The organism is Arthrobacter sp. Marseille-P9274 (assembly GCF_946892675.1).
In the GTDB taxonomy this organism is placed as follows: Bacteria; Actinomycetota; Actinomycetes; order Actinomycetales; family Micrococcaceae; genus Crystallibacter.
The window spans coordinates 606,186-618,601 of sequence record NZ_CAMPOV010000001.1; the positions used below are offsets into that span (position 1 = coordinate 606,186).

The 12,416-nt window shown below is 68.6% G+C and carries 12 protein-coding genes; 5 read left to right on the forward strand and 7 right to left on the reverse strand.

Annotated elements, in window-relative coordinates; translation table 11 throughout:
• Positions 1-40: 40 nt before the first annotated feature.
• Together OC550_RS02765 and OC550_RS02770 are read right to left on the reverse strand one after the other, a co-directional pair.
• Entirely contained in the window at positions 41-1,045 is a 1,005-nt protein-coding gene (locus OC550_RS02765) for a universal stress protein (protein ID WP_262103775.1), read from the reverse strand.
• A 132-nt stretch (positions 1,046-1,177) separates the two neighbouring features.
• On the reverse strand, positions 1,178-3,619 hold the full coding sequence (locus tag OC550_RS02770) for a L,D-transpeptidase family protein (RefSeq protein ID WP_262103776.1): 2,442 nt from the start codon (positions 3,617-3,619) through the stop codon (positions 1,178-1,180).
• A 268-nt stretch (positions 3,620-3,887) separates the two neighbouring features.
• Here OC550_RS02770 and OC550_RS02775 point away from each other — a divergent pair, with 268 nt between their 5' ends.
• Positions 3,888-4,049, forward strand: a complete 162-nt coding sequence (locus tag OC550_RS02775) for a hypothetical protein (protein ID WP_262103777.1) — start codon at positions 3,888-3,890, stop codon at positions 4,047-4,049.
• On the opposite strand, the gene OC550_RS02780 is transcribed toward OC550_RS02775, so the two are convergent.
• The 3 genes from OC550_RS02780 to OC550_RS02790 form a co-directional block, all read right to left on the reverse strand.
• A complete protein-coding gene (locus OC550_RS02780; protein ID WP_262103778.1) occupies positions 4,050-4,862 on the reverse strand; it encodes a CPBP family glutamic-type intramembrane protease in 813 nt (270 codons plus the stop codon).
• Between the two features lie 117 nt (positions 4,863-4,979).
• A complete protein-coding gene (locus OC550_RS02785) occupies positions 4,980-5,378 on the reverse strand; it encodes a hypothetical protein (protein ID WP_262103779.1) in 399 nt (132 codons plus the stop codon).
• A gap of 79 nt (positions 5,379-5,457) precedes the next feature.
• Positions 5,458-6,180, reverse strand: a complete 723-nt coding sequence (locus tag OC550_RS02790; RefSeq protein WP_262103780.1) for a hypothetical protein — start codon at positions 6,178-6,180, stop codon at positions 5,458-5,460.
• Between the two features lie 219 nt (positions 6,181-6,399).
• Between OC550_RS02790 and OC550_RS02795 the strand changes: the two genes are divergently transcribed.
• Positions 6,400-7,077 (forward strand): HAD family hydrolase, encoded by a 678-nt coding sequence (locus OC550_RS02795; RefSeq protein ID WP_262103781.1) that lies wholly within the window; start codon positions 6,400-6,402, stop codon positions 7,075-7,077.
• On the opposite strand, the gene OC550_RS02800 is transcribed toward OC550_RS02795, so the two are convergent.
• The gene (locus OC550_RS02800; RefSeq protein ID WP_262103782.1) at positions 7,074-7,784 is read right to left on the reverse strand and encodes a TetR/AcrR family transcriptional regulator; all 711 of its coding nucleotides are present in this window, start codon (positions 7,782-7,784) and stop codon (positions 7,074-7,076) included. The genes OC550_RS02795 and OC550_RS02800 overlap by 4 nt on opposite strands.
• 135 nt (positions 7,785-7,919) lie before the next feature.
• Here OC550_RS02800 and OC550_RS02805 point away from each other — a divergent pair, with 135 nt between their 5' ends.
• Together OC550_RS02805 and OC550_RS02810 are read left to right on the forward strand one after the other, a co-directional pair.
• Positions 7,920-8,867 (forward strand): NAD-dependent epimerase/dehydratase family protein, encoded by a 948-nt coding sequence (locus OC550_RS02805; RefSeq protein ID WP_262103783.1) that lies wholly within the window; start codon positions 7,920-7,922, stop codon positions 8,865-8,867.
• Positions 8,868-9,518: 651 nt separating this feature from the next.
• Positions 9,519-11,165 (forward strand): GAF domain-containing protein, encoded by a 1,647-nt coding sequence (locus OC550_RS02810; protein WP_262103784.1) that lies wholly within the window; start codon positions 9,519-9,521, stop codon positions 11,163-11,165.
• Here OC550_RS02810 and OC550_RS02815 read toward each other — a convergent pair.
• A complete protein-coding gene (locus tag OC550_RS02815; RefSeq protein ID WP_262103785.1) occupies positions 11,162-11,863 on the reverse strand; it encodes a response regulator transcription factor in 702 nt (233 codons plus the stop codon). The genes OC550_RS02810 and OC550_RS02815 overlap by 4 nt on opposite strands.
• 265 nt (positions 11,864-12,128) lie before the next feature.
• Here OC550_RS02815 and OC550_RS02820 point away from each other — a divergent pair, with 265 nt between their 5' ends.
• Complete coding sequence (locus OC550_RS02820; protein WP_262103786.1) at positions 12,129-12,413, forward strand: DUF3040 domain-containing protein; 285 nt, start codon at positions 12,129-12,131, stop codon at positions 12,411-12,413.
• Positions 12,414-12,416 lie beyond the last annotated feature (3 nt).

The following is a 12,416-nucleotide window of genomic DNA, read 5'->3' on the forward strand; positions in this document are numbered from 1 at the left end:
CAACCCTGCGGCCCTCCGGGCGCACGGCGGCCTCTGCCGGTCACGCAGGCTCTTTCGGGACCACCATCATCGGGCAGCTGCCGTGATGCAGGACGGCCTGGCTGACCGAGCCGAGCAGCAGGCCCGGGAAGCCGCCGTGGCCGCGGGTGCCGAGCACCATCAGTTCGGCCGTGTGCGTGATGTGGACCAGGATCTCGGCCGGTTTGCCGATGTAGAAGTTCCAACTGACGTCCAGCTCCGGGTAGCGCTCCCGGACTTCGGCGAGCACCGGGTCCAGCTCGCCGGCGACGTCTTCACGGAAACGGTCCGCATTCTCGCCGTGATCAAGCCAGATGGAGTCCCGGTAGAACGGCGCACGCGTGGAGACCAGCCGCAGCGGGCGGCCGTGCGACTGCGCCGTGGATGCCGCTGCCCAGACCGCCGGGTTGTTGACGCCCAGGGCATCGATACCCACCACCACCTGGCCGCCGTAGTTCCAGCTGGAGTCCTTGTCGTCCGGATGCAGCCCCTTGTTGCCGCGCATGCCGGGTGGCGAGGAGACCAGCCACGGCAGGTAGCCGGTCCCCGGGCGGCGGGCCTTCACGCGGCCGTTGTCCGCGGTCCCGCCGTTGCGGCCGCCGCCGGCCGTCCAGTTCTGCGGCACCACCACGGTGGGACAGGCGGCGTGGGCCGCGAGCGCCGAGGAAACGCTCCCCAGCAGCCGGCCGGTGAATCCGCCGCGTCCGCGCTTGCCGACGACGGCGAGTCCGGCATCGTGCGAGAGGTCCACCAGGATTTCGCTCGGGTCCCCCGCCACCACGCGGCTCTCCGCCGGGACGTTGCCGGCCTTGGCCCGATCAAGCGCCTCCTGCAGCAGCGTGTGCCCGCCGTGCGCGGCCGCATCGGCGTAGCGTTCGCTGACCATTGGATCGTCAACCGGTGCCGGGGTGAAGGCGCTGACCAGCTGCACCGGCCAACCGCGGGTCTTCGCTTCGGCCAGGGCCCAGTCGAGGGCCTGCCTGCTGGTGGGCGAACCATCAAAACCTACGAGCACGACCTCTTCCATGTACCCACACTATGGGAGTGCCGCGCCCCTGAGTAGAGGCAGCCTTTCGCCCCGGCCGCCCGCGGGGAAGACAGCGACGCGGGGCGGGAACCGGCCCGCGTGGACCGGCTCCCGCCCCGCGTGCGGCGGCGGTCAGGACTTGAAGATGTCCGCCCGGACGCCCATCACGATGCGGTCCCCGGGTTTGGCCGTCTTCAGGTACTTGGTGACGTTGGACAGGTCCAGCGCGATGCAGCCGTAGGTCGGCACGGGGTTCGCATGCAGGAAGATCGCGAAGCCCGCTCCCTGCCTGATCGGCGAATCCGGCGGCCGGTTGTAGTTGATCACCGCGCCCTGCCGGTAGTCGCCGGTGGGTGCCCGCATGATGTTGTACATCTGCTCATCCGGCCAGCGGTTGAAGGACGACTCGAAGTACTTGTTGTAGCCGCCTCCCGGAGTTCCGGACCACTGCGAGCGCGAATTGAGCTTCCGGTAGGCCAAGCCGGTGCCCGGATTGCCCTCCCCGAATGACTCGGTCACGGAGAAGCTGCCCTGCGGGGACCACCGGTACATGGTGTGGCCCGAGGCGACGCCCGGCTTCTTGAACCCGCTCAGGCCGACCGTTGCCTTCGTGGTCTTCCACTCCTGCCGGTAGACCGAGCCGACCCGCACGCAGTTGATGAAGCTGGCCTTGTAGGTGCCGTACTTCTCCGAGATCGCGAACGAGATCCGGTCCTTCCAGTAATGCGCGTACCGGGTCTTGTGCGCTCCCAGCGCCCAGCATTCGTTCTTCGGGTACATCACCGCGCCCACGTTGGCCGCCACCAGCGAGCCGCTCTGGAAGACCTGGGTGGTCTTGCCGCTGCGGGAGACGCTGTCCTGGATCGGATAGCCCAGAGCGCCGCCTGCACCGCCGCGCTGCTTCCAGCTGTGCAGGATCTGCGCGCTCATAGTGTGCGCGCCCGCGGCGGGAGAATAGCTGATCTGCCCCTTCTGGAAGGGCTGTACGCAGCCCGAACCCCGCAGCCCGCAGGCCACATCCGAGGTCGGATATCCCATCCCGCCGCGTTCGTACCCCGTTGCGGCGAACTTGCGGCCGACGGCGTGCTTCAGGTTCACCGCCCGCACGCCGGTCTTGGCCGTCCAGTACAGGGCCACCCGGGCCGTGCTGGTCGAGGAGTACTTATACGTCCGCACGCAGCCGGAGCCGACCAGGTTGCAGTTGTAGCCGTTCACGGGGACGTAGCGCAGCTGCTTGGCCCGCGCGTCCAGGGCCCGCTGGCCGTGGAACACGTGCGTCTTCTCCACCGACACTCCGGCGGAGCCGGCCACCAGCACGCCGCCCTGGTAGGGCTGGTGCAGCACGCCCGCGGTGGTCTTCGCCCAGCCCTTCGGGTAGCCAAGCGACCCGTCCTGGCTGCCCCGCTTCTGCCAGGCGGCCAGGAACGGCTCGAGCACCGGGACGGCGCCCGTCGCCGGCGAGTAGGCGACCTGGCCGTGCTCGAAGCTTTGCCGCGCCCCCTTGCCCTTCAGCCCCGTGGCCATGTCCGAGGTCGGATAGCCCAGCTTGCCGCCCTCCCAGCCCGCTGCGCGGTACGTCTTCCCCACGGCGTGCGTCAGCTCGACCGGGTGCGCGCCGGTATCGGCACTCCAGTAGACCGCGATGACCCTGCTGCTCGAGGCCGAGGGCTTGTAGCTGCGCACACAGCCTCCGCCCGCCAGCCCGCACTTGAAGTCATTGACGGGCAGGAGCCGCAGCTCGCGGGCGCGGTCATCCACCGCGAGCTCGCCGCGTGTCGCGGAAATTTTGCCGTGCTGGAAGGCCTGCGAGGCGTTGCCGGCGCCGTCGGTCACCAGGTCAGAGGCCGGATAGCCGTACTCGCCGGCCTCGTACCGCGCCAGCTTGAAGACGCTGCCGACGTAGTGCTGCAGGTCGACGGCGTGTGCCCCGGTGGCCGGGCTCCAGTAGATCGCGATCCGCTTGGTCCCCTCCGGTTCGGAGGTGTAGGTGCGCACGCAGCCGTCGCCGGCCAGTCCGCACTTGAACTCGTTGTGCGGCACCAGTTTCAGCTCTTCCGCCTTGGCCTCGATCGCCTCGCGGCCGTCGTTGGCGGGAGCGGCGGCCTGGCTGCGCTCCGGTTCGGGGTTGGGCGAAGGGGAGGCAGGTGATGGGGACGCGGACGACGGCGGGACGGTGCCTTCCGCGGGAGCGCCCGTCTGCGGCACTGCGGGTAAGGGCTCTGCAGGAGCCGACGTTCCCGGTTCCGTGGCCGGCATGGTCCCCGGCTCGGTAACAGGAACGGATCCGGGGGCCGGGACGGTTTCCGCTCCGGTGCCGGGGTCGGGCCCCGGCTCGGTGGCCGGAGAGGATACGGAGCCGGAGGTCGGTGCAGCCCCCGGCTCGGTGGCCGGCGCGGAAGACGGTGCCGGTTCGGAGGCATCGGCCGTGGACGGCTGCGTGGTGGCAGCGGCGGTGGCCCGGTCCGAGGCGGTTCCTCCGCCCTGCTGGGCGGTGGCAGCCTGGGCCGGCAACCCGGCCAGGACCAAGGCCGACAGCGCGAGTGCCGTGGCCGCGGTCCGTACCGTCCCGGGCAACTGCGATGAGGTGAGACGTTTAATGATTAACCCCCAGTGATGCGAGCCTGCAGAGAACGAGCGGAGAGGGAGTGCCGCCCGTTGCTGTGGGGCCTCCCCACGGACAGTATGGGACACGTCCGGCAGAATCCGGCATGCGCCACCGCAGAACAGCGCGTGGAGACTCAAAACGTTTACCCGGGATCCGCCGTCGTTCGATGCATTACGCGCCGGATGGGTGTCCTTCCACTCAACCGCTGACCGACGACGTCCTGCGCGCGTCCGACTCGTGATCACCCTGGACATCAGCGACAGCTTGCCCGTCTATCCGGGAAAGGCCTACGAGGACTGGGCCGTGGAGGACACCGCGGGCAAGTCGCTCATCGAGGTCCAGCGGATCCGGGACCTGGACGCGCAGGTCCGCGGGCTGCTTGGCCGCCTCGACGCATAGTCAGCCGTGGCCCGGCCGCGTGCGGGCCACGAGTAGGAGGTGGCCGCCGATCAGCACCAGAACGGCGGCGGCCGCCATCACGAGCAGCGGCACCACCGGCTCGCGGAAAACGTCCAGCGAACCGGAGGCCTCCAGGGTGTCGATCACGCCGTAGATCGCCAGGGAGTTGTGGAACGCGATGGTCCCGTAGACGCTGCGGGAGACGAAAAAGAAGATGCTGGTCACGAGGCCGATCAGTGTGAGCAGCAGCGCCAGCTCCCAGGTGTTGAACGGCGGCGAGTGGGCGAAGTGGTAGAGCCCGAAGAGCACGCTCGAGACCACGGTGGCGACCAGGACGGCCAGCCAGCGGTTGCGGTGCAGCAGCGACGCCTCCACCAGGCTGCCGAGCACGCACCAGCAGACCAGGACTTCGGCCATCGACACCACCAGGACCTGCGCATAGACGTTCACCAGGACCATCGGCTCCAGCAGCCAGCCGCCCTGCGCAAGGTAGAGCACAAAGCCGAGCACGGCGCCGGCCAGTACGGCAATCAAGGAGTAGCTCCAGGGGTTGAACCCGGCCCGCCGGATGTCCACCGTGCCGGCCTTCGCGAAGATCCACAGCACCAGGACCGATCCCAGGACGCCGATCACCATGTTCGCGACGAGCGCGTACACGAGCCGGTCCGTGATGGCATCCGGCCGCTGCAGCGTCAGGCGCAGGCCCTCGAGGAGGTAGGTTGCGGCCATCCACACGGCGAACAGCATTACGGCGGCGACGACGGCCTGCCCGGCATAGGGAACCGCAGACCGGCGTTTCGAAACACCGCGCATCAGCGGGCACCCGCCCGCTCAAAGGCTATTGGGTGGGACATGGCGGCTCTTCCTCTACCCCCGGCCCATGCTAAATCAGCGCATGGCTCCGACCATAGGGAGAAGGTCCCGGTTCCGTTAGAGGATCATGACGAGAAAGCCCACCAGCAGGGACAGCACGCCGACTGCGGTCAGGATCTTGCCAAGCAACAGCGGCACTTCGCCGCGCTTGGGCGGTTCCGCCGTGCGCCAGCGGGTCGGGTCGTGGGAGTCGTAGTAGACCAGCACGTCCGATCCGGATGCCGCCGGAATAGTCTCGCCGGGGGCCAGCACCGCTTCGAGGAAGCCGTGATCATGGTCGAACCAGCGGATCCCGCTCCGCACGCCGTCGTCGAACGCCACGCCCTCGGCGCTGCGCCACTTCACGCCGGCAACCCTGACCAGCCAGGCTACGAGCAATAGCACCAGCCCCGGAGCCAGCGTCGCCCAGGTCACCAGCTCCGAGATCAGACCTATGGTCTCGAGAGCGTCGGACATGCACTGATCGTACGCTCAGCCGGGCCCCTTCCGGATGGCGGCGCGGTTGCGGAAAGGTAAATTGTCCTTCCGCTGCGGCTCAGGCTCCCGGCCCCTGGTCGATCCGGTCCACCTGGGCCGCTACGAAGCGGATGTGCTTCCAGCCGCGCCGGGCGGCGGCCGAGGTCTGGCTGTCGACGAGCGCGCGCTTGTTCTCCAGCACCGCCAGCAGCGTGGCGTCCACGATGTCCTGCCGCAGTTCCTTGAGCCAGCCGCTGCGGATGCCCGGCTGGACCGGCAGGCGCAGCCACTCGGTGACGACCCCGCCCAGATACAGGGCCAGCAGGATCGAAGCGATGCCAATGAACACCAGGTACAGCAGCGGCACCGAGAAGCTCACGGCCAGCACGGAGGGCACGATCAGCAGCACGATCAGGAACAGCCTCAGGAACATGGCCCGCGGGAGCATGCCGGCCTCCTGCCGGCGGGCAATGACGGGCGCGAGTCCGCGGGTATAGTTGGAGCGGGCCTTGAGCAGCCACCGCTTGGGTTTGCCCAGCTTCGCATTGACGATCTGCTCTGCCTCCTGCAGCTCCGCCGGGTGTGCCTCCCGCAGCCGCACCAGCAGCTCGTCGTCATGGTCCGCCCATTTCCGGGTCAGGCGGTGGTCCGCAGCCGCCCCCAGATGATGCAGCCCCAGCTGCGCGGCTTCCTGGGCGATGGCCTCGGGATTGCCGCGCTGGAGAGCAGGCTGGAGCTGTTCGCTGTCCTGGTGTTGGGTCCGCACGCCATAGCGCGGCGACCCGTCCTTGAGCTGGTACACGGCGATACTCGATCCGGTCAGGCACATGGCGGGGCAGGTCGTCGGGGTCCGCGTGCGTCGACGGAGGCGAAGGACCCCTGCTGCCGTAGATTTTTGCCCTCCTAGGTTACTCCAGATCGGCGCGGATAAACATCGCCGGCGGACCGCACTTTCAGCCCAAACCCCCTGCATTTGGCTACACTCTGAGCATCACCGCAGACCAGGCAGGAGTTTGCTTTCATGACAACTTCGGGGAAGCCCGGCGTCCTTTTTGACGTCGACGGGACGCTGACGGACACAACCTACCTGCACACGCTCGCCTGGTGGCACGCGTTCCGGCAGCAGGACGTGCTGGTGCCCATGGCGTTCATCCACCGCGCGGTGGGGATGGGCGCCGACAAGCTGATGGACCACCTGCTCGGCGAGGACCGGGACCGCACCCTGGACTCCGTCATGGAGGACTCGCATGCCGCGGTCTTCTCCACCTACTGGTCGTCCGTCCGCGCTTTCGACGGAGCCAAGGACCTGCTCCTGCGCTGCGCCGGTTCCGGGCTGACCGTGGTGCTCGCCTCCTCTGCCACACGCAAGGAGCTGGACGTGCTCACCGCGGCCCTGGGTGCGGACGATGCCATCGCCGCGGCCACCAGCGCCTCCGACGCGAAGCAAAGCAAGCCGGCGCCCGACATTCTCGAGGCCGCCCTGGCCGCGGGCGGCCTGCGGGCCGGCGACTGCCTGTACGTCGGCGACACCGTGTGGGACGTCCAGGCCGCGCAGCAGTTGGGCATGCCGACCATCGGGCTCACCTGCGGCGGCACCAGCGGCGCCGAGCTGCGGGAAGCCGGCGCTGCGGAAATCTACCGGGACCCGAAGGAGCTCGTGGCAGCGTTCGACACCAGCCTGCTCGGCAGGCTGGCTTAGGCCCGGCTCGCCGCCGCCCCCAACCCCGCCAGCTGCACCAGTGTGTCCAGCTGCTGCTCGAACAGCTCCCCGGGGCGGGTCAGCGTTCCGCCGTACTGCCCGAACACCTCGAAGCTCACCGCGCCGAAGAGCGTGGCCCAGACCTGCAGCCAACGGCTAACGACGGCGGCGGGCGCTTCCAGCGCGTACTCGCCCCGGATTGCCTCGAGGTCCTGTGCCAGCTGCTTGGGGAGCGGACCTTCCTCCGGCACCGCAAGGGCTCCGGCCCGCCAGGCGGCTTCAGCAATCGCCACCAGCGCCAGCACAACGCGCGTCCCCGGCCCGGTAGTCCGCTCCGACGGCGCTTCGTAGCCGGGTACCGGACTGCCAAACAGCAGCGCGTAGCGCGCCGGCTCCCGCAGGGCCCAGCCGCGGACGGCCCGCGCCAGCGCCCGGAGCCTTCCGGGAAAGTCCGCTGCGGGCAGCCCGCCCACCGCCTCGTCGACCGCGTCGCCCAGCTCGTCGTAAGCGTCGACCACCAGCAGGGTCAGCAGCTCGTCCCGGCTCTTGACGTACCGGTAGACCGCAGAGGAGACGACGCCAAGGTCACGGGCCACCGCCCGGAGCGAGAGCGCCGCCGCACCGTGGGAGGCCAGATGCTCGCGGCCGATCCGGACGATATCGCCAATCGTTCGTTCGCGGGCGCGTTCGCGCGGGGTGCCGGACATGGCTCCACCTTGGCCTCAAGAGAGAGCGCTGTCAACTTTCAAGAGCACTGCTCTTGACATTGACGGACGCACCCGCGATCGTGAAAGAGAGAGCAGCGCTCTCTAACCTCCGGCCCCAAGGAACAGGAAGACCTCATGCCGCAGCTACAGATCGTCACCGGAGCAGGACCCGTCGGCTGGACCATCGCCGAACAGCTGGCGGCGCAGGGCCACCCGGTCCGCGTGCTGACCCGCTCGGGCTCCGGCCTCGAACATCCGCTGGTCGAACGGCGGTCCGTCGACGTCTCGCAGCCGGACCTGCTCGAAGCCGAGTTCGACGGGGCCGCCGCCGTTTTCCACTGCATCCACGGCAGCGCCTACAGTGCCCGGGCCTGGGCCGCCGAATTACCCGCCGCCGAACAGGCGGTACTTGGCGCGGCCGGTGCGGCGGGCGCCGTCGTCGTATTCCCCGAAAGCCTCTACTCGTACGACCGGCCGCAACCGGCCATGGCGGAAGACAGCCCGCGCGCCGCCGCCGGCGGCAAGCGCGGCATCCGCACGCAGCTGCTCAAGGCCCGGGAGGCCTCGGACACACCGACGGTCAGCGTGGCCGCCTCTGACTTCTTCGGTCCGCGGGTCCGCAACGCCCATGCCGGCGAGCGCATGGTGCCGGCGGTCCTGGCGGGAAAGACCGTCCGGGTCATGGGCCGGCCCGATATGCCGCATTCGTTCACCTATGTCCCGGACCTGGCCGCGGCGATGATCCGCGCTGCGCAACAGCCGGGCGTGTGGAACTCGGTGCTGCATGCCCCGACCGTCCCGGCCCTGACGCAGGAAGGCCTCGTCCGGGTCTTTGCCGATGCAGCCGGCGTCGCGGCGCCGAGAGTGGGTTCGCTGCCGGGCTGGCTGATCCGCACCCTGGGAATCGCGCTTCCCGATCTGCGCGAGCTGGCAGAAACCCTCTATCAGTTCGAGGAGCCGTTCGTGCTGGAGTCGGGCCACACACAGTCGGTGCTCGGGCTTACGCCAACGCCACTGGCCGATGCCGCCGCCGAGACCGTGAGCTGGTGGCGGGCGGAGCTCCCCCGGCCCTCAGCGGCATGATTGTCCGGCCCTCGGCATGCGGCGTATCCTGACAGCACGCGGGCACCCGGTGCCCGGACCATCCCCCAGCCGGCCATCGCAGAGTCAAGGGGCCGAACATGACCATCCCCCAGCCGCCGCCCGAGCCCAGCCCGGATCCCACTTCGCCGCAGCCGCCGCCGGGCGGACCGGAGCCCGTTGAACCCGAGCCCTTCCCGAACCCGGGACCGGATCCGGTTGCGCCGGACCTTTCCGGACCCGGGCCCGAACCAGGCACTCCGGGCGGGAACCGCCGCCTCGCCCTCGCCGGTCCGGCCCCGGCCCGCTGCCGATACCCGAGCCCGGCCCCTTGGTGCCGCGCGGCATCCCCGCCCCGAGCAGCGCTGAGCCTCCGGCATGGGCAGCCCGGGCCCCGCCGCGGAAACGGATCGTTAAAGAAAATATCGGGCGCGCCCTCACCGGTCCTTGTCCCCATTGACCCTTACCGGCTGGTCCGGCAGGCCCCCTGCTGCTGAAGCGTCGGGCGCGCCCGGATTCCAGCTTCCCGCCCGAGGCAATCGGCCAATAGGGCTAAAGGTCCCGCCTCCGCTCTGCTAGCCTGCCAGTAACGACGGCGGTCCTGGGCTTTGGGGGGCTGTCCAACGTCTGTCGTGCGGCCACAGGAGGTGGATCATGGCGCCGTGGAGGGTGCGGGATTCCAATGATCTGGCGCGCGCGGAACACCATATCCAGGAACTGATTTCGGCCATCGTCTCCATCGCCGAGAACCACAGCCTTGGGACGATCCTGGAACAGGTGGTGCAGGCGGCGTGCACGCTGGTGGACGCGCGGTACGGCGCCCTAGGAGTGGTTTCCAGCGGCCAGGTCCTGGAAAACTTCATCACCGTCGGCATGACGCAGGAGGAGATCGAGCGGATCGGGCATCTCCCCGTCGGGCATGGCGTGCTGGGCCTGCTGATCCGCGATCCGAAGCCGATCAGGATGCATGATCTTGGCAAGCATCCCGACTCCTATGGCTTTCCCCCGAACCACCCGCCGATGAACTCGTTCCTGGGCGTTCCGATCCGTGTCTCGGGGAAGATCATCGGCAATCTGTATTTGACCGAGAAGCGTGGCGGCGGCGACTTCACCGAGGAGGACCAGGAACTGGTCGTCGCCCTGGCCGCGGCCGCCGGCGTTGCGGTCAATAACGCCCGGCTGTTCGCCGAATCGGAACGCCGCGAGCAGTGGCTCGAAGCCTCCATGGCCGTCGGCGCGGAGGTCTCGTCCAAGACAGCCGACGCGGCCGATATCATCGTCCGGCAGGTCCTGGCCGTGTCCGGCTGGGCCTGGGCCGGAATCGGCTTCCCGCCCGAGAACGGCGGCCAACTCCGCTTTGCCGCCGTTGGGGGCGAGCTGGCCGGAGCATCCGGCCCGCCGGAACTCACCTTGCCTTCGCCGGTCCTGTCGTCCCTCTGGGACCTGGAGGAACCGGCGGTCCTCGACGATGCCACGAAGTTCCTCGGCGAGGAACTCGGCTCGAACCTGGGGCCGTTGCTGCTGACACCGATCTGCCCGTTGGAAGGACCAACGGGTGTGCTCGTCCTTGGCCGCAAGCGCAATACCGGCCCGGTGCCCGGCGTCGACCATAAGATGAGCACCGTCTACTGCACCCACGCCGCGCTGGCCTTGGACTCCGCGCGGAGCCAGCGGCTGCGGGAGGAATTGGTGGTCTTCGAGGACCGCGACCGGATCGCCCGGGATCTTCATGACGTGGTCATCCAACGGCTCTTTGCCGCAGGCCTGAACCTGCAGATACTGCGCCGCTATACTGCGGGCGAAGCCGTGCAGGACAGGATTAGTGCCCTCGCGTCGGACCTGGATGACACCATCCGCCAACTGCGGGATACCATCTACTCGCTTAAACCAACCGGCACCGGGGAACTGCTCAGCAGCCGGATCCTCCAAACCGTGCAGAATACGGTGAAGTCAATGCCGTTCTCCCCGCGGGTCCGAATGGAAGGCCGGGTCGACGGGCCGGTGCCCGAAGGCGTGGCCGCCCATCTGCTGGCCGTACTGACCGAGGCGCTGAGCAATGCCATCCGGCACGCCAGCGCCACAGCCATCGACGTGGTGGTTTCGGTCCACGAAGAAGCCGCCGGTGGACCGGCATCCGTGGAGCTGCTGGTCCAGGATAACGGCTCCGGGATCAGCGGTGAGATCCGCAGCAGCGGTCTGGCCAACATAGAGCAGCGCGCCGTCCTGCTGGGCGGCTCCTTGGAGCTGGTCAGCGGGCCCGGCCGGGGAACCCTTGTCCGCTGGCAGGTGCCGCTGGCCTAAAAGTCGTACAGGTTTCCCGAGACGGGTCCGTCCGCCCCGTGCTTGGCAACGTAGACGGCGGCCTGCGTGCGGCGTTCGAAGCCAAGTTTGGCAAGGACGGAGGAAACGTAGTTCTTCACGGTCTTCTCCGCAAGGAACATCTCCTCGCTGATCTGCTTATTGGTCAGGCCTTGGCCGATCAGTCCCAGGATCCGCTGCTCCTGCGGACTGAGGTCCTCCATGCGGGGGTCGACGGCGCCGGGTTTCGTCATGCCTTCGACCACCCGGGACTCGATGCCCGGATCGAACAGGGTTTCGCCGGCGGCGGCGCGGCGCAGCGCGGCGACCAGGTCATTGCCGCTGATCTGTTTGAGGACGTACCCCACCGCGCCGGCGAGGACAGCGCTGCGCAGGGACCGCTCGTCGTCGTAACTGGTCAGGATCAGGCAGCGCAGCGAAGGGTCGATGGAACGGACGTCCCGGCAGACTTCGATCCCCGTCCCGTCCGGCAGGCGGACATCGAGCACGGCCACGTCGGGGTGCAGCGCGGGGATCATCTTGGTGGCTTCCCGCGCGGAACCGGTCTGGCCGACGATCTCGAAGCCTTCGCCCTCCAGCAGGTCCTGCAGGCCTCTCCGGACGACCTCATGGTCGTCCAGGATGAAAATCCGCAGCCGCTTGGTGTCGTCCCTTGCGGCCTGATCCGATGGCAGCTTCACGAAATAACGCCTCTCCCCTCCCGCAGCGCGGCTTCCCGGCTTCCCCACTAACCCGGCCGGGTGCTGGCGCCATCCTTGACCATCTTCCCGTTCGATGTGATCCAAGACAAGGTATGAAGGTCCCGTGAGCTTGCGCCGTCCTTCGAAGCATCCGCGCATGACGATCCGGACCGCGGCGCAAGGAGCCGCGGATTTTCATGCACGGAGCGCACGTAGGAAGCGTACATTTAGAGGTACGGCGCAACGCTCTTCCTTGGAGGTCGACATGTCCCTGTCGGACGAAGAAAAACAACGGCTGGCCAGCCTCGGGCGCCAGTTGGAAGAGGAAGACCCGCGCCTCGCTAAATCCCTCTCCGGGAACGGACTCAGGTTCTTCGGATTCACCATCGGGCCCGGCGTCCTCGTGGCGCTGGCCGGCGCGCTGCTGCTCTTTGTGGGGATCGCCGGCAACTCGCTGCTGCTGGCCATGCTCGGCATCATCGCCCTGTGCGCCGGGCTGATGGTTTCCGCCGCCGACTGGTTCCGCACCCACAGGCGGCACCGCCACTGACGC